Source organism: Psychrobacter sp. 1Y1 (assembly GCF_051847395.2).
GTDB lineage: Bacteria > Pseudomonadota > Gammaproteobacteria > Pseudomonadales > Moraxellaceae > Psychrobacter.
In genome coordinates, this window is record NZ_JBPYDF020000001.1 from 1,163,733 (window position 1) to 1,181,683 (window position 17,951).

Consider the following 17,951-nt stretch of genomic DNA (forward strand, 5'->3'; position numbering starts at 1 on the left):
ACTACAATATATAACTAGGACGGTTTATGTTACATCTTCATCATTTAGCAAACTCGCGCTCGTTTCGTATTATTTGGCTGTTGGAAGAGCTCGACGCCGATTATAAACTGACTTGCTATGAGCGCAATAAAGCATACCGTGCTCCTGATAGCTTAAAGCAAGTGCATCCGATTGGTAATGCACCGATACTAGAAGCGGACGATCGTGTGCTGATTGAGTCAGGGTTTATCATTGAATATTTGATTAGGCACTATGACAAAGAAAAGCAGTTCAAACCTGACGATAATAACGAAGCAGCATGGGAAGCCTATACGTTTTGGCTACACTTTGCAGAGGCTTCATTGATGCCACTGTTGGTCATGCGCTTGGTATTCACAAAAGTGGTGTCTCAGTCGCCAATGCTAATCAAACCTATCAGCAAAAAAATCCAAGGTCAGATTGAAAAAAACATGATCAGTAGCGGTTTGGAGAAAATGCTAGATATGATGGAGCGTCATCTACATGAAAATCACTGGTTTGCAGGTAGTGAATTTAGCGCCGCTGATATTCAAATGCATTTTGCAGTCTTGGGTGCCAATGCTGGTGCAGGTCTAGATCAGAGTAAATATACCAATCTCTTGAATTGGCTCAAACGCTGCGAAGAACGAGATGCCTTTAAGCGAGCAGAAAAAAGGGCGGCCGTCTGAATTTTTAGAGGATACTGGTATAATCCTCTCTCAACGCTTAAGTAGCCATATAGACCAAAGGCTTTGTTTATGAATAAACAAAGCCTTTTTTAGGATAATACTATGACAGATCTAAATACTTCGAATAAAGGTAATCTGAAGCAAGATAGTCTAGACAAAGATGATAATCAGTCAGCAACTCAAACATCACTTAATAAGCAAGATACCAGTATGCAAGAAAATAATAGACAACAGATTAATAGCCAGCAAGTCTCTATCAAATCGTGGTCACAGAAAATTCTAGTGGTAATTCTATGTGCAGCGAGCTTTTATGGTGGCTGGAAATCTTACGAATCAAATATGGTAAACGAGTGCACCGCCAATGGTGGACAAATGGTTGAAGGTCAAAAAACCATGATATGCCAACTGTCGTAGCTAGGGTATATTCTTCGTTTATCTTATTTCTGTCATTGATTTAGGATGAAGAGATGCTCTCGTACTTCTTAGCCAGTATTCCTAATAAATCAAAGGCATCATTATGCTAAAGCTAACCTTTTTGGGAACCTCTGCAGGTGTACCGACCAAACAGCGTAATGTGACTGCATTGGCGATAGAGTGTCTGAATCCGCATACCTCTGGCGTACAGCAAGGAAGTCGTCAACAGAACAATCAGAGTAAGAAATCGCGCCCATGGGTGCTGATTGATTGCGGTGAAGGCACGCAGCAGCAGTTGCTACATACCAAGCTCTCCTTACATCAATTGGCTGCTATCTGTATCACTCATGTTCATGGTGACCATTGCTATGGTCTACCAGGGCTGCTAGCTAGTGCTGCTATGTCAGGGCGCCGTGAACCATTAACTTTGATTGCTCCAAAAGCGATTGCTACTTTGCTTGAAGCCATTGTCGCTACTACAGAGCTGTATCTACCTTTCGCTCTCGACTTTATAGCGATTGAAGAGGTGTTAGCTGAGCAAGGTGATACGAACAAGGTCAGTATTAGCTTAAGCGACCAACATCAGCTTGATATTGATATCACGCCGCTATCACATCGAGTTGCTTCTTATGCCTTTGGTATTACCCAGACTATTAGCCGCCGCATCCTTAATACAGATAAGCTTGTGGCAGATGGTATTCCAGCAAGTGCACTATGGGGCAAGTTACAGCAAGGCGAAGATGTCACGACTGAGGGTAATAGACAATTGCGCTCAGTAGATTATGTTGACAATGAGATACAGCGGACGCGAGTGGTGGTGGCAGGAGACAATGATGCGCCAAATTTGTTAAGCAAAGCCGTTATCAATGCGGATTTATTGGTGCATGAAGCCACTTATACGCATGAGGTCATGATGGCTATTCAAGCCAGAAACCCTGACTATGACCCAATGCATAGCAGTGCGCATGTGGTGGGCACATTCGCGCAAAAGATGAACCTGAAAAACATCATTTTGACCCACTTTAGCGCTCGCTATCAGAACTTTGATAATCCAGATAGCGAAACGCCAAATATGGCATATATTCGTTTAGATGCTGAGAGCGTCTACAAAGGTAATCTATGGCTGGCGGCAGATTTTGACCAATATATGGTTGATGGTGCAGTTGAATCGGTAAGCAATCAAGAGAACAGTCAAGAAGAGAGTCGCGTGCAGTATATAGGCTCTGCACGCAGTGATTAGACATCGTTAAGCTTAGATATGATTTAGCGTTAAATATGACCTAGTACTTACTGTCTTCGATAGCCAATTGTGTTTTACCACTCCAAAAACGGCTAAATTGATAAGCAACTCGTCCTGAGCGACCACCACGTTCTGAGGCCCAGCGTAGCGCATCCTTTCTGATCTTATCAGGCATAGATTGACTTTCCAAAATGCCCTTAGCATCACTATCCACATCAGCTGAGATTTTTTGCTGCTCTAAACTCAGATAGTGCTGAACAATATGCAGATAAGTCTGCTGATCCATAGGATGGAAGGTCAGGGACAAACCGAACCGATCTGATAATGACACGGTCTCATCAATGGCCTCATAGGGATTGACTTCATCCGTCTGCCCATTATAGATATCGACATTGTCTTTCATCATCTGCGGTAGCAAGCGACGACGATTACTGGTGGCGTAGACCAGTAGTTTGTCTTGCTCAGAGTCTAGCGAGCCATCGAGTACGCTCTTTAGCGCACGATAGCTTTCGTCTTGACCATTAAAAGCGAGATCATCACAGTATACGATATAGCGGCAATGACAATCTGCTGGTAGGGCATTAATAGCAGCACGAATCTTGTCCAATACTTGCAGATCATCGCGGGCAACCTCAATAATACGCAAGCCTTCACTATGATGGGCTTGTAGCAAAGCGCGAATCAATGATGACTTACCGGCACCGCGTGTCCCTGACATCAATACATGGTTGGCAGGGTAACCTTTAATAAACTGACGGGTATTCTGTACCAATTTAGACTTTTGCGTATCGATACCATGCAAGTCATCTAAGCTCAAAAACAGGTTGACCGACAAAGGTTGCAGGTGACCAGTGCGTCCACCAACCCAGCGATAAGCAAGCTGGCTCGGATCGATTTCAATAGTTGGTGTGACTCGCTCTTGTAAGTACTGACTGAGTAAATCTAGCAACGGTGCGGGTAGGGCGTAAGTAGGCTGATCAGATGGCGTGGTCGGGATAGTTGGTTGGGACATAGTGGCTCTAGCAATTAAGGTTGTCTTTAATACCATACCCAAAAATACAATTAACGTTGCTGCAATTTTAGTGCCTACAATCTTAGTACCTATTGATCGTAGTACTTGTAACCATTATTCGCGTTATTATTATCTTTGGAAATGATACGAATGGGAAGGCAGTAATCTCACTATATTATGAGAAACAATATCATGGAAAATAGTGCCAGTAATCCGTCTATTACGCAAGCCTTGCAAGCTCAAGCAATGCAGCTATTGCCCATTATTACCCAAGAACTGGACGCACAAGATTTTAGGAAAATAGTGCATCAACGTATTGCTCAGCAAAGCACAGAACAAACGCAAGATGTCAAAATGCAACATATCGACAATACTTACTTCCAAGGACTAACACGTGCCCAGCATCCGCAATTTGGTAGCGTGATGATTAAATGGCAGTTGAGTGATAGCGCTTATCCTATTGCTGCCGATTTAACTCATGAAGCGGATATTTTAGCTGCTGTAAATGCTTCATCGAAAATCAAAGATAATGCTATCGTACCTTCGCTATTGGCTCATCATTGCGTGAACGTTCAAATACTAGAGCAGTTGCAACACCTAGTTATAGTGGTCATGCCTTATTATACTAATGGTAGCTTGGCGAGTCAGCTGACCGCTTCAAAACATCTGTCATTGATAGCGTCAAAAAAGCATCATTTCATCATGAAGTCTGCATACTTGATAGCTAATTTGCATCAGACTGGCTGGCTACATAATGATATCAAGCCCAGCAATATTTTGATTAAAGGTTTTGACGACGAGTGGCCAGCAGATACTATGAGCAATAGTCTGACTCCTAGATTATTACTCACTGATTTTGCTTTATCACAACGTATGACGGTGGCTAATAGCCAACGAAATCCTGCTGGCACACCAGCGTATCTTGCACCTGAGCGTTGGCAAGGACAGAAGGTAACTATACAAAGTGATATCTACGCGTTTGGCGTAATGATGGTTGAGATACTAACAGGAAAACGCCCGTTTCAGATAAATGCCGACAGCCATGATAAATCGAAAGCGTGGGCGATTCAGCATTGCCAACAACCTATTCCAACGTTACCAGCAGAATATAGTCACTATCAATACATGGTCGACAAAGCATTAGCGAAGCGAGTAGAGAGACGGTATCAGGAGATGGATAAGATATTGATAGATTTGAAGTTATTAGAAAATAGCTAAGTTTATGATTTTATTTTAAAAAGTGATTGTTTGTAGTATTCACATATTACCCAGTCTTTGTTTTTTATGCTTGAATGGATATTCAGGCTCATTTAAAGCTAAGTCGCTATAAACTAATTTGGGTTCCCATATTTCATTACAGTGTTTTATTATAATACAGTGAGAATATCATGGCTAAAGTACTTATCATTACCGGTGATTTTGTTGAAGACTATGAAAACATGGTTCCGTTCCAAGCGCTGCTAGCAATGGGGCATGAGGTTGATGCGGTATGCCCAGATAAGGTTGTAGGTGATAGCATTGCTACCTCAATACACGACTTTGAAGGTGATCAAACTTATACCGAAAAACGCGGTCATAATTTTGTCCTTAATGCGTCTTTTGCCGATATCAATGTAGAAGACTACGATGCTTTGTATTTACCAGGTGGACGTGCACCAGAATACTTACGCTTGAATGCTAAGGTCATTGCAATGATTCAGCATTTCGCAAATACTGATAAACCGATTGCCTCGGTTTGCCATGGGCCACAATTATTGACGGCTGCGGGCGTATTAAAGGGTAAAAAAGTATCTGCTTATCCTGCGTGTCAGCCAGAAATAGAAATGGCTGGCGCTGAGTATGTCGAGTTACCTATGGATGGCGCTATTACAGATGGCCAACTGGTAACGGCACCTGCATGGCCTGCCCACCCAGCGATGCTAAAGCAGTTTGTTGCCTTGCTATAAGCATTAATTCGGGTCTGTTGAACGTTCAATAGACCCCAGTATCGAGAGAGGATATATGTGCCAACTTTTTATTAGTGCTGACGATAGCTTGTGGAGCTCTAAAACCAAATCACTTCGCATCCAGGGCGTTGTCACCTCAATTCGTTTAGAAGTGTTTTTTTGGGATATATTAGAAGAGCTGTCATTTCGCGATCAAATGACGGTTAATCAATTGATCACTAAGCTATACCTTGAATCTCTCGATGCTGATCATGATATTGGCAATTTCACCTCTTTTTTAAGAGTTTGTTGTTCTCGTTATTTATCCTTAATAGCAGATGGCGATCTTTCTCGCGAAACAAGATTGCCTTTAGAAAAAGTCGATGCCAAAAATATCATTCAACGTGAAGCTCTTCGTAAAAATCAACGTAGTGCATTATTCAATGATAGTGAGGGAAACCTTTCTATTAATTAATTATGCCTATGGCAGATATATGCAAGTATTGGCAAAGCGGGTAGAGAGGAGCTATCAGAGTATGGATGAGGTGCTGAAGGATCTAGAAAAGAAGATTAATACTTCTCATGAGTTATTTTATAGTTTTAACACCAAATTCCAGACACAAAAAAACCTGCTAAAAAGCAGGTTTTGATATTTGGTCTAAGATGTACTATCCGAAAATGGTGGGGCTGGAGAGACTCGAACTCTCACACCTTGCGGCGCCAGAACCTAAATCTGGTGCGTCTACCAATTCCGCCACAGCCCCATTTTCGTTACTCTATCATCAAAAGCGATTAAACTCAAACGCTATCTAGATAGTTAACTGATTCGGTAGTGCGTCTCAGTGGTTGGCTATTATATAGAGTTTTAATTGTTTGGCAACCCCTATTTGCAATTATTTAGCATTTATTTTCGATATTAATTTTAAGTAATTGATATTAATCATAATTTAATATCATGTTTTATGCGTTTATTTACTCTTTAGTTGGTACTCTCGGGGCAGAGATATCCAACTGCTGCAATTTGCGCGTCAGAGTATTGCGTCCCCAACCAAGTAAGCTCGCGGCTTCTATCTTTTTGCCGCCGCTATGATTGAGTGCTGCTGTTAATAAAACGCGCTCGAACTCAGGAGTTGCTGTTTGCAGAATATCAGTTTCGCCCGTGTTTAGCGACTGCTCAGCCCAATCAGCCAATGCTTGCTGCCAACTTTGGCTTTTAGGCAACTGGTTACTTCGATCATTTTGATGATTATTTAACGCACTGCCTTTTAGTACATCGCTGCTTTGTGTCAAACTCTCTTGAGTTTCTTCCTCTGCTGCGCGGTGCTCTTCATAAAGCGCTGCATCAGGTGAGATGTTTTCAAGTAGCTCTGGCGGCAGATCTGTCGCCATCACAGTGTCACCAGTGGCCATCACGGTTAGCCATAAACAGACGTTTTCTAATTGACGCACGTTACCGCGCCAGTCAAACGTTTGCATAATCTGCAATGCAGCAGGATGTAAATGTTTTGGAGAGGTACTCATTTGTTCTGCAGCAGATTGCATAAAGTAGAGGGCTAATGCAGGAATGTCCTCAGGGCGTGTACGTAGTGGTGGTAGGGGTAACCGAATGACATTGAGACGATAAAACAAATCTTCGCGGAATCGGCTTTGTTTTACCAGCTCTTCTAAGTTTTGATGAGTGGCTGCGATGATACGTACATCGACCTTTATGGGCTGCTGACCACCAACACGATAAAACTCACCATTGGCTAGGACGCGTAACAGCCGTGTCTGAGTGCTAAAAGGCATGTCACCGATTTCATCTAAAAATAGAGTACCGCCGTCTGCCTGCTCAAAACGGCCTTGACGCATCGTTGTTGCACCAGTGAACGCGCCTTTTTCGTGACCGAATAGCTCAGACTCGATCAAGTCATGTGGTATGGCTGCCATATTGAGGGCAATAAATGGTTGCTGTTTACGCGGGGAGTGTTGGTGCAATGCACTGGCCACCAACTCTTTACCCGTTCCAGACTCACCAGTAATTAAGACGGAAATGGGAGATTGCGCCAACCTGCCAATAGCACGAAACACCGTTTGCATGGCTGGTGACTGTCCAATGATGCCGCTAGGGTTCCCATTACTTTTGGTTTCGACGGCACCTTTGCTCTTATTGTCTTTGTTTGTCTTGCTAGCAGGTGCTGCTTTAGGTTTTATCAGGTCTTCAGTGAAAGTATCAGACGTTATATTGGTATTAGGTTCATCTGAAAGGGAAACAGTCGTTGTCTCTAAATTGGGCTGATAATTGATGGCTTTATAAATCGTTGCAACCGCATCATCTAAGTCAAAAGGCTTGGGTAGGTATTCAAAAGCACCAGTCTGATAGCTATTGATAGCAGAGGTCAGGTCTGAGTGTGCCGTCATAATTACGATTGGCATTTTAGGGAAATGCTGATGGACCCAGTCGCTAAAAGACAATCCATCCATCATTGGCATACGAATATCGGTCAATATGACGTCTGGTAATTGCTCGGCTGACTCTTGCTGTTTTAAAACATCATTAAGGCGAGTCCATGCTGCTTGTGCTTGAGTAAAACTGATAACGGTCAATCCAGCATCTTCAAACGTGTCTGCCAACACCATACGTAGGGCTGCATCGTCATCGATTAACCACAATGTTGCAGGGTGGTCGCTGGGTGCATTATTCACAGTTACTATTTGTGATTGTGGTGATTGATCATCGCTTTTAGGTTGGAGGTCGTCGCTATATTCAGTCATGTATTGGGCCTAATCAGCAATTATTGATGGTAAGTTGGGGATTGGGAGTTAGCGTTATGAAACTTAGCAGCCTTTAATTCATAAATTCATAATTTGTTTTATGTCTCAGTGATGGGTTGAGTAAATGGTAGATATAGCGTAAATCGGGTTTGCTTGTCTTCTTGTTCTTTTGTCGAGCTCACATCAATCATACCATGATGATGACTGATAATATCTTGGACGATGGATAATCCAAGACCTGTACCAGCTGCACGGCTAGTAACCATCGGGAAAAATATCTGACCAATCAGAGCTGGATCAATACCTGAGCCATTATCAGTAATAGTAACTTGCATCACTTGCTTGTGCTGCTGTCCGACGATTGTATGCTGAAAAGCAACCCGCGTTTGAATATGCAATGTCGGTTGATAGTCAGAATTGCCCTCAGTTTGTATGGCAGCTTGTGGTGATTCTTGAGACTCTGAGATTTTATTCTGTTGTAGCGTTTGTTCGAACTCAGTCATCGACTCACAAGCATTATTAATAAGGTTTAAAAACACTTGAATCAGCTGATCCTTATCTGCACACAACTCTGGCAATGATAAATCATAATCACGCTGTAACACTACCTGTGGATACTGATTGGTCACTAAGGTTAAGACATGCTCTAAAGGCTCATGGATATTGAGCGTTTGCCAGTTTGGCAGTTGATTGGAACCTAGAAGCTGCCCAATAAGATGAGTCAATCGATCAGTCTCTGAAATAATAATGTCCGTATAGTTGCGCAGCTTTTGATTCATTTTTTGCAAATCATGCTGCGTGTCAGTGTTGGTAGTTGTCAAAGCATTATCAGCGCTAGAGGTGTTAGTAGTAGATGCGTCACTGAATTTAATAAACTGCCGTTGCAACAGCTGGGCTGCCCCGCGAATACCAGCAAGAGGGTTTTTTATTTCGTGCGCCACTGAGCGTAGCATATGACGGGCCACTGTATACTGCTGTTGTTGGCGCTGCTCCTCAGAGATACGACTTTGACGATCTTTACCCCACATCTCGATAATAAAATAAGGCTGCTGTTCATAGATGACCGGTGTGACGCTATAGTCGACTGACAATGATAAATTACCGTTTAGCGGTGTTTTTATGATGTGGTCATGATCGATAAAAGGTTGTTGGTAGTTCTGCGCTTGCACAAAGCGCTCGGTCAAAGAGTAAGCTGGCTCGCTCGAAGGCTCATTTTCATTTGTCTCACTACTATCATTATTGATAAATGCAATATCTTTAGTCTTTAACTCATCAGGTGCGAGCAGTGTCAAGATTGATTGATTGATTAGTCTGCCGCTACTAATGGCAAGTAGCTGCTCGGCTTGAGCATTCAACCGTGTGATTGATAGCTCATCGTTGACCCATAAAATAGCGGTGAATAAGTGCTGAGATATAAATGCGAGGTCAGGGGTTGTTTTGGCGGTTATAAAATCAGCGTTCATCAGTAGTGCCCAAAAAAGTCAGATGCTTGAGATAATATTTAACCACAAATCAAGACTATAGAGCGGCAAAACTGGTGATTTTTGCAAAAAAAACGTACAATGCGCTCAGCCAATTTATCTCTAGCAAGGTCAGCCATGTCCAAAACTTCTACCGAGTCAGTGAATACGACAGCAGCAGCTCCTCTATCTGCCGTAAAAGACACTGCCACTATCTTCAATCCTGCCGCGCCTACCATAGTACAAGCGCAGAGTCAGGCAGATGTCAGTCAAACAGATACTAAACAACCTTACCATCATAAAGCCAACCACAATCAGAACCGTAGTGTAGCCCAAAGCAGCGATGTAACGACTGCCAATGCGACTGCTACGATGCCAGTTAGTGCAGCGCCAAAGATTGGTTTTGTGTCACTAGGTTGTCCAAAAGCATTGGTGGATAGTGAGCGTATTATCACTGAGCTAAGCCGTGATGGCTATCAAGTAGCCAGTGATTATGACGGTGCCGACTTGGTCGTGGTAAATACTTGCGGCTTTATTGAATCAGCAGTACAAGAGTCGCTTGATGCGATCGGCGAGGCCATTAGCAAAAATGGTAAAGTGATTGTTACTGGTTGCTTAGGTAAAGAAGCAGACAAAATCCGTGAGATGCATCCAGCTGTATTAGCAGTGACGGGCGCGCATGCCTATGACGAAGTGATTACGGCAGTAGCGCAGCATGTGCCTAAGCCAAATCGCAGTCAGGACGCCAACTATGATCCAAAAATAGATTTGATTAATGAAGCGGGTATCAAGCTGACCCCAAGCCATTATGCTTATCTAAAAATATCAGAAGGCTGTAATCACCGTTGTACATTCTGCATTATTCCAAGCTTGCGCGGTGATTTGGTATCGCGCCCAATTGATAATGTGATGAATGAAGCACTGGCACTCAAAAAAGCTGCCGTGAAAGAATTACTTATCATCTCGCAAGATACCTCGGCATATGGTCTTGACCTAAAGTACAAGACCAGTTTTTGGAATGGCATGCCGCTCAAGTCTAAGTTTTATGACTTATGCCAAGCATTGAACGATTTGGGCATTTGGGTTCGCTTGCATTATGTCTATCCGTATCCACATGTAGACAAAGTCGTTGAGTTGATGGGTGAGAAGAAACTGCTTCCTTATCTAGATATTCCGTTCCAGCATGCTAGTCATCGTATCCTAAAGGCGATGAAACGTCCTGCACATAGCGAAAACACCTTGGCCCGTATCAAAGCGTGGCGTGATATCTGTCCTGATATCGTGATTCGTTCGACCTTTGTGGTTGGCTTCCCTGGCGAGACAGAAGAAGATTTTCAGTGCTTGCTTGATTGGCTAGTTGAAGCACGTCTTGATCGCGTGGGCGCATTCACTTATTCAGAAGTAGAAGGTGCAGTTGCCAACGACTTGCCTGACCATGTCCCTGAAGACGTCAAGCAGTCTCGCTATGAGCGTTTAATGGCGCTACAGCAAGATATTTCAGCGCAAAAGCTACAAGAAAAAGTCGGCAAGACTTTAACGGTATTGGTCGATGAAATTGATAGCGATGAAAATATTGCTATCTGCCGTAGCTATGCTGATGCACCTGAAATTGATGGCCATGTCTATGTTGATGACATCAACGCTCAAGTTAAAGTAGGGCAGTTCTTAACCGTGACTATCGATGACGCTAGCGAATACGATCTATTCGCTAGTTATCAAGGCTAGGTATCCAATAAGATATGCGAGTGAAAATTGCCCAATGGCGGGCAGTTTTTGCTACAATTAGCGCAATTTAGCCTTTTTAATACGCTTAGCTGTAAGTGTGGCGTTGTGGGCAAACTCGATTTGTATTTTACCGATAATTTTCTTTATAATTTCATGATAACAAGGTGACCTCATGTCTGACAAAAACCCGCGTTACGCTCGTATCTTGCTGAAACTCTCCGGTGAAGCCTTAGCTGGTAGTAAAGACATGGGTATCGATACCGAAGTCCTTGATAAAATGAGCTTGTCTATCGCTCACTTGCGTGGACTTGGTGTCCAAGTTGGTATCGTGGTCGGTGGTGGTAATTTATATCGCGGTGCACAGTTACAAAAAGAAGGTCTCGTTGGCCGCGTTACTGGTGATCAGATGGGCATGCTAGCGACCGTTATGAACGGACTGGCAATGCGTGATGCGCTTGAGCGTCGCAACATCAAAACCCGCTTGATGTCAGCGTTACCGATTGGTGAAGTCACCGAAAGCTATAGCAGTCGTAATGCCATTCGTTATCTTAAAAACGGCGAAGTTTGTATCTTTGTCGCAGGTACGGGTAACCCATTCTTTACCACTGACACCGCTGCATGTTTGCGCGGTATCGAAATCGAAGCTGGTTTGATTTTAAAAGCGACTAAGGTCGATGGCGTTTATGACAAAGACCCAAGTCTACATGATGATGCAGTCAAGTATGACGGTCTTACTTTTGATGAAGTACTAGAGCAAAAGCTAGGCGTCATGGATTTAACGGCTATCGCATTGTGCCGTGAGCATAACGTACCGCTACAAGTGTTTGATATGACTAAACCTAATGCATTGTTGAATGTCATCATGGGTGAAAATGAAGGCACACGAGTTTTTCATTAATTGATGCAATACTGGCAACTAACGTCAGTAAATAGCTAACGATTAGCAACACATAATTAATATCCCAATAGCAAATAAAAAATTTGTCGGTAACGATAAATAAGGATACACAATGATTAAAGAGATTAAACAAGACGGCGAAGCACGCATGCAAAAAACATTGGAAGCGCTTGAAAGCACTTTCAGTAAAGTTCGTACTGGCCGTGCGCATCCAGGTATGTTGTCAGGTGTGATGGTCAGCTACTACGGTTCTGATACACCATTGAACCAAGTGGCAAGCGTGAACGTTGAAGACTCACGTACCTTACTGGTTCAACCGTTTGACCGTACGATGGTGCAAGCAGTAGACAAGGCTATTCGTGAAGCAGATTTGGGTCTAAACCCAATGTCTGCTGATGTGATTCGTGTGCCGATGCCAGCATTGACAGAAGATACTCGTCGCGATATGCAAAAGCTTGCACGTGGGGAAGCTGAGAGCAGCCGCGTTTCTATCCGTAATATTCGCCGTGACATGATGAATGACATCAAAGACTTGGCAAAAGAAAAAGAAATCTCAGAAGACGATGAGCGCCGCGCTAGTGATGACATTCAGAAAATCACTGACAAGTATATCGAAACAATCGATGCTCGCTTGAGTAAGAAAGAAAGCGATTTGATGGAAGTTTAATACTGATATATTTGGTATTGATAGCAAGAATCAGTTCGGTAGATTATCTGTAATTGAGCAGCCAATACTTTATAACTATTGGCTGTTTATTATTGTGTAGACTGATATAGTCAATCCTTTATAAAAGAGTGACAGCGTTAACCCCGCTTGAAGTATCATAGTTACATCTGTACTCGGTTGTCCTGTCTTTCTTTTAAACTGAATCAACTATATCAAGCCATCTCTAAGGCATGTTAAAGATGTGGTCGATTGAACTGGATTCATCGCATTCTGAACACTAAAAACTAACGACGCAATTGTGATAAGTTAGTGAATTATATAAATGGCGCTTTTTAATCGCTGTTGCACACGTTATTATTATTTTACCTCAACAATAAGCAAATTCGCCTATGTCAACTTCAGCCGTTTTGGCGCCCGCTATTCTTCCTCGTCATATCGCCATCATTATGGATGGTAATAATCGCTATGGTAAGGCCAATGATTTGGGCCACGGTCAAGGACATGTGGCTGGCAAAGACGCGCTCGATCCTATCGTTGAGTATTGTGTCAATACAGGCATTGAAGTACTGACTGTATTTGCTTTTTCTAGCGAAAATTGGCAGAGACCGCCTAGTGAAGTGGCACTGTTGATGCAGCTGCTCACATCGACGATTCATGAGCAAATGCCGCGTATGAATGAGTATCGTATTCGCTTGCGTTTCATCGGTGATCGCAGTCAACTTAGTGAGTCATTACAAACGCTAATGGCTGATGCGGAAGAAAAGACGGCGAAGTTTGACGCAATGACGCTAGTGATTGCGATTAGTTACGGTGGGCAGTGGGATATTGCAAATGCAGCAAAACAGCTGGCTCAACAAGTTCAAGCTGGCGAATTAAAAGCTGAAGATGTCAGCGAAGAGTTGTTAGGTAATTACGTACAGTTAGCCGATACGCCAGCAGTAGATATGCTAGTGCGTACGGGCGGCGAGTATCGTATTTCTAATTTCTTATTGTGGCAATCTGCTTATGCTGAGCTATTTTTTACTCCCACATTATGGCCAAATTTTACAGCAGAAGAGCTGGCTTTGATGATCGCAGATTTTGCTAAACGCCAACGCCGCTTTGGCAAAACCAGCGAGCAAGTAGTGATAGAGCAGCAAGGTCACTGAGCAGTGAGTTGATAGATAAGTTTAGTCGGTTCAGTTCAGTTAGTATTGTATAACTGGTCAATAAGGTTGGTTTATGCAATGATAAACGGCTTGGATTAGTATTAAATGCTATCACTAGGCCATCGTTAGTTAGCTGCTATAATGCATTTTTTGACCATCTGTTCTTCATTATTATAAGGCTCGATAAGTATGTGGCAACGAATTAAGACGGCAATTGTTCTCGTTATTATCGTTGGTATTGCAATGTTTGCGAGCCAAACACCTATTTTATTTGCACCACTGTTGGCCATAGGGGTCATTATCGCCGCTCATGAGTGGGCTAAATTGATGCCTAAATGGCGCCAACCTGCGGTATTCGTTCTATTGATTTTAGCGCTCACTATATTATCACTAATGTTCAAAGTGACTTGGTTGTTTTGGTGGGTGGCGTCACTCGTTATATGGCTGATGGCGCTGTCTTGGGTTCGAGTCTTCCCGACACAGACGAGATGGTACGGCAACCAATTGGCAATGATGGGCGCAGTTATTTTAACGGCATCTATTACGGCGATGTTCTATCTCTGGCAACTGTCGGCATGGTGGCTGCTGTATGTGTTCTTATTAGTATGGTGTGCAGATAGTGGCGCATATTTCGTTGGACGCAAGTTTGGTCGCCGAAAAATGGCACCCAATGTTTCGCCCAATAAGAGCATGGAAGGGTTGGCTGGTGGCCTCGTCACAGGGCTGTTAGTTGTGATAGCTATCAGCATCTTTAAATTACAGCTGACCGGTTTACCGTTAATCGCATTTGTAGCGTTATCGGCTATTACTATTCTTGCCTCTGTACTTGGAGACTTGTTTGAGTCAATGCTCAAGCGCCGTGCTGATGTAAAAGATTCAGGCACTATCTTGCCAGGTCACGGTGGTATCCTTGACCGTATCGATTCTCTGTTGTCTGCAACACCGATATTTGCCCTTGGTTTTTGGGTGATACAGCAGCTTGGTTTGATAGTGGTGTAAGATTATATAGCAGCACTTTTCTATTTGAACCTGTTCTGTAGTCAGTTCACCATAATATTGGTATAAGTCAGCCGAGAGCGAGCAATGCATTGGTATGGCAAGCGTGGCTACTAGCATGACAATTTTATAGTTAACAGACGATATTCTATTTTTATTATTTTTAAGTATCATGGGCATTGATGGTTATGACGCAACGCATCGCCGTACTAGGCGCGACAGGCTCGATTGGCGATAGCACTCTAGCAATATTAGCGGCGCAACCGCACACCTATGAAGTCTATGCGTTATCAGGCTATCATCGCTTAGATAAGCTATTTGCACTTTGTCAGCAGTTTTTGCCGAAACGCGTCAGTGTGCCGACGTCAGCCGTAGATGATTTTGCTAACAGGCTTAAAGCAGCGGGAATTGATAGTGATGTCGTAGGGGGCGAGGCAGGATTGGTAGATATTGCCACTGACTCACAAACTGATACGGTTGTAGCGGCGATTGTAGGGGCGGCAGGGTTGCCGTCTACATTGGCAGCAGCCCGTGCAGGTAAGCGTATCTTATTGGCCAACAAAGAAGCCTTAGTCATGGCAGGTAAGGTCATGATTGATGCGGTCAAGAAGCATAAAGCCACTTTGCTACCGCTCGACTCTGAACACAATGCCATTTTTCAATGCTTGCCACTTGCTATTCAACAAGACAATACGCAAATCCATCAGTCAAATCATGGTGTTCGTAAACTATGGTTGACAGCCTCTGGCGGGCCATTTTTGCAGCAGTCGTTTGAGCAAATGCAGCAGGCAAGCGTCGCAGAAGCGGTCAAACACCCGAATTGGTCAATGGGTCAAAAGATATCTGTCGATTCGGCGACGATGATGAATAAGGGGCTTGAGCTGATAGAAGCCTGTCATTTATTTGATTTGCCTGAAGATAAGATAAATGTGGTCATTCATCCACAAAGTATCATTCACTCAATGGTAGAATATAGCGATGGCAGCTTTTTAGCGCAGCTCGGTAGTCCAGACATGAAAACGCCCATTGCGCACGCGCTTAGCTACCCTGATCGGATTGATAGTGGCTCGCAGCCGTTAGATTTATTTGCACTTAGTGGTTTGGAGTTTATTGAGCCTGACTTGCAAAAATTCGCCTGTTTGCGTTTGGCTCGCCAAGCTATGCAAGCCGGAACACAAGCCACGATTGTTCTTAATGCGGCAAATGAAATTGCAGTAGCAGCGTTCCTCGATGGGAAAATTCGTTTGACGGACATTGCTAATATTAACGAACAGGCCTTAAATGGCATACAGCTGCCCCCATTAAACGAAACTGCTGACATAGAAGACATATTGGCAATAGATAAGATTGCACGCCACTTGACTGATAAGTTGGTAGCAAAGCTAACATAATCGTAGCAAGCGTCTCTTAGCTGATATATGACATTGATAAACGAGATTAGCGAAGATGTTGATAAAAATGCTGAGAGACAATACTGAGAAAAAATCATGACGTTTTTACTAACACTTCTTGCCGCCATATTTGTCTTAGGTCCGCTTATTGCCTTACACGAGTGGGGACATTATATTGTGGCGCGGCTTTGCGGTGTCAAAGTGCTAACGTACTCTATCGGTTTTGGTCCTAAAGTTTTTGGTTGGACCAGTAAAAAAAGCGGCATCGACTATCGTATCTCAGCATTGCCACTTGGCGGCTATGTAAAGATGCTAGATGAGCGTGAAGGTAATGTCGCAAAAGATGAGCAGCACCTTGCATTTAATCGGCAACATCCGCTCAAGAAAATTGCTATCGTTGCAGCTGGCCCTATCATGAATTTTGTCATCGCTATCGCGCTATTTTGGGTGCTATTTATGACCCCATCTGAGCAGTTGGCGACTAAGATTGGACAAGTACTACCAGATACGCCTGCTGCGATGGCACAGCTGCCAGTCGGTGATAAGATTGTGGCGATTGATGGACATGATGTGCAGACATGGGAAGGTATTAACTATCGCCTTGCAGGACGTATGGGTGAGACGGATAATGTCAGCATTACCTTGCAGTCAGACGCCCAAACCGATCAGTCGACTAAAACCTATCAAGCACCAGTCACGCAGTTTATGCAAGGCGAGGCTCAAGGCAAAGACGCATTGACCAGCTTTGGTATGTTGCCATGGCAGCCGCAGATTGTACCGATTGTAGGCGGTTTGGCTCCCGATGGTGCCGCTAGCCGCCAAGGTCTAAAGGTTGGCGACCGCATTACTGCTATTAATGATACAGCAATCGAAGATTGGATTACTGCTACACGTATCATTCGTGATAATCCTGAAACGCTATTGAACTTTACGGTGTTGCGTGATGACAAGTCCGTACAGTTGCAGATTATGCCTCAAGGTAAAAAAGACAACTTAGGTAATGATTACGGACAGATTGGTGCAATGGTGGATCAGACTGAGATTGTGATTCCTGACGATTACAAGACCACCGTGGTCTACGGTCCTAGTGAGTCGTTAGTCAAGTCGTTTGGAAAGACTGAGCAGCTAGCAGTAATGACCGTAAGCTCGATGGGGAAAATGCTGTCAGGTATGATTGGCTTAGACAATTTATCAGGGCCAATTACTATTGCTAAAGTCGCCAAACAAAGCTTTGATATCAGTTGGCAGATGGTATTATCGACAGCGGCGCTAATTAGCCTGAGTCTTGCCGTCTTAAACCTTTTGCCGATTCCAGTATTAGATGGTGGTCATATTGTCTATCATTTTATCGAGCTGATTCGTGGTAAGCCACTGTCTGAAGGTGTGCAAATGGTCGGTCTAAATATCGGTTTACTCTTGCTGGCAGGTTTCATGGTGTTAGCAATTGGTAATGACATCAGCCGGCTATTTTAATCGGTTTATGAGCAATACGGCTGATAAAGCACGATATACTAATGGTTTTACGCCTATTATATGCTGATTATTGTTATGATAGGCATGCTACTCTGTGTCGTGACCTCTGTACTAATCGTAATTTTTAGTTTATTTTGTGATGCAATTTATATAAAGTGTTCT

At 43.4% G+C, this 17,951-nt stretch carries 15 protein-coding genes, 1 tRNA gene and 1 pseudogene; 13 read left to right on the forward strand and 4 right to left on the reverse strand.

Annotated features, from left to right (window positions below):
* Positions 1-26: 26 nt before the first annotated feature.
* From ACS8FA_RS18985 to ACS8FA_RS18995, 3 genes and pseudogenes are all read left to right on the forward strand, one after another.
* Positions 27-694, forward strand: a pseudogene (locus ACS8FA_RS18985) (glutathione S-transferase).
* Positions 695-788: 94 nt separating this feature from the next.
* Positions 789-1,100, forward strand: coding sequence for a hypothetical protein (locus ACS8FA_RS18990; RefSeq protein WP_439265745.1), 312 nt, complete (start codon positions 789-791; stop codon positions 1,098-1,100).
* A 103-nt stretch (positions 1,101-1,203) separates the two neighbouring features.
* Positions 1,204-2,340, forward strand: a complete 1,137-nt coding sequence (locus ACS8FA_RS18995; RefSeq protein ID WP_439265743.1) for a ribonuclease Z — start codon at positions 1,204-1,206, stop codon at positions 2,338-2,340.
* 40 nt (positions 2,341-2,380) lie between these two features.
* Here ACS8FA_RS18995 and ACS8FA_RS19000 read toward each other — a convergent pair whose 3' ends face one another.
* Positions 2,381-3,352, reverse strand: a complete 972-nt coding sequence (locus ACS8FA_RS19000) for an ATP-binding protein (RefSeq protein ID WP_439265741.1) — start codon at positions 3,350-3,352, stop codon at positions 2,381-2,383.
* Between the two features lie 192 nt (positions 3,353-3,544).
* On the opposite strand from ACS8FA_RS19000, the gene ACS8FA_RS19005 reads away from it, so the two are divergent.
* The 3 genes from ACS8FA_RS19005 (at position 3,545) to ACS8FA_RS19015 (ending at position 5,752) form a co-directional block, all read left to right on the forward strand.
* A complete protein-coding gene (locus tag ACS8FA_RS19005) occupies positions 3,545-4,570 on the forward strand; it encodes a serine/threonine protein kinase (protein WP_439265739.1) in 1,026 nt (341 codons plus the stop codon).
* A gap of 167 nt (positions 4,571-4,737) precedes the next feature.
* Complete coding sequence (locus tag ACS8FA_RS19010; RefSeq protein ID WP_439265769.1) at positions 4,738-5,298, forward strand: DJ-1/PfpI family protein; 561 nt, start codon at positions 4,738-4,740, stop codon at positions 5,296-5,298.
* 55 nt (positions 5,299-5,353) lie between these two features.
* The gene (locus ACS8FA_RS19015) at positions 5,354-5,752 is read left to right on the forward strand and encodes a ribbon-helix-helix domain-containing protein (RefSeq protein ID WP_404692510.1); all 399 of its coding nucleotides are present in this window, start codon (positions 5,354-5,356) and stop codon (positions 5,750-5,752) included.
* Between the two features lie 204 nt (positions 5,753-5,956).
* On the opposite strand, the gene ACS8FA_RS19020 is transcribed toward ACS8FA_RS19015, so the two are convergent.
* The 3 genes from ACS8FA_RS19020 to ACS8FA_RS19030 form a co-directional block, all read right to left on the reverse strand.
* A tRNA-Leu gene (locus tag ACS8FA_RS19020) sits at positions 5,957-6,041 on the reverse strand.
* A gap of 208 nt (positions 6,042-6,249) precedes the next feature.
* On the reverse strand, positions 6,250-8,031 hold the full coding sequence (locus tag ACS8FA_RS19025) for a sigma 54-interacting transcriptional regulator (protein WP_439265737.1): 1,782 nt from the start codon (positions 8,029-8,031) through the stop codon (positions 6,250-6,252).
* Positions 8,032-8,129: 98 nt separating this feature from the next.
* Entirely contained in the window at positions 8,130-9,494 is a 1,365-nt protein-coding gene (locus ACS8FA_RS19030) for a two-component system sensor histidine kinase NtrB (RefSeq protein ID WP_439265735.1), read from the reverse strand.
* Between the two features lie 135 nt (positions 9,495-9,629).
* Here ACS8FA_RS19030 and rimO point away from each other — a divergent pair, with 135 nt between their 5' ends.
* The 7 genes from rimO (at position 9,630) to rseP (ending at position 17,789) form a co-directional block, all read left to right on the forward strand.
* On the forward strand, positions 9,630-11,216 hold the full coding sequence (gene rimO / locus ACS8FA_RS19035) for a 30S ribosomal protein S12 methylthiotransferase RimO (RefSeq protein ID WP_439265734.1): 1,587 nt from the start codon (positions 9,630-9,632) through the stop codon (positions 11,214-11,216).
* Positions 11,217-11,388: 172 nt separating this feature from the next.
* Positions 11,389-12,114: a UMP kinase gene (gene pyrH, locus ACS8FA_RS19040; RefSeq protein ID WP_057759121.1), complete on the forward strand. Its 726-nt coding sequence runs from the start codon at positions 11,389-11,391 to the stop codon at positions 12,112-12,114.
* 112 nt (positions 12,115-12,226) lie between these two features.
* Positions 12,227-12,781: a ribosome recycling factor gene (gene frr / locus ACS8FA_RS19045; RefSeq protein WP_057759123.1), complete on the forward strand. Its 555-nt coding sequence runs from the start codon at positions 12,227-12,229 to the stop codon at positions 12,779-12,781.
* Positions 12,782-13,170: 389 nt separating this feature from the next.
* Positions 13,171-13,929, forward strand: a complete 759-nt coding sequence (uppS, locus tag ACS8FA_RS19050) for a polyprenyl diphosphate synthase (RefSeq protein ID WP_439265731.1) — start codon at positions 13,171-13,173, stop codon at positions 13,927-13,929.
* 189 nt (positions 13,930-14,118) lie between these two features.
* Entirely contained in the window at positions 14,119-14,928 is an 810-nt protein-coding gene (locus tag ACS8FA_RS19055; protein ID WP_439265729.1) for a phosphatidate cytidylyltransferase, read from the forward strand.
* Positions 14,929-15,107: 179 nt separating this feature from the next.
* Positions 15,108-16,316 carry a 1-deoxy-D-xylulose-5-phosphate reductoisomerase gene (gene ispC / locus ACS8FA_RS19060; protein ID WP_439265727.1) on the forward strand — a complete coding sequence of 403 codons (1,209 nt, stop codon included), beginning with the start codon at positions 15,108-15,110 and terminating at the stop codon, positions 16,314-16,316.
* Positions 16,317-16,412: 96 nt separating this feature from the next.
* Positions 16,413-17,789: an RIP metalloprotease RseP gene (gene rseP / locus ACS8FA_RS19065; RefSeq protein ID WP_439265725.1), complete on the forward strand. Its 1,377-nt coding sequence runs from the start codon at positions 16,413-16,415 to the stop codon at positions 17,787-17,789.
* The last annotated feature ends 162 nt before the right edge of the window (positions 17,790-17,951 follow it).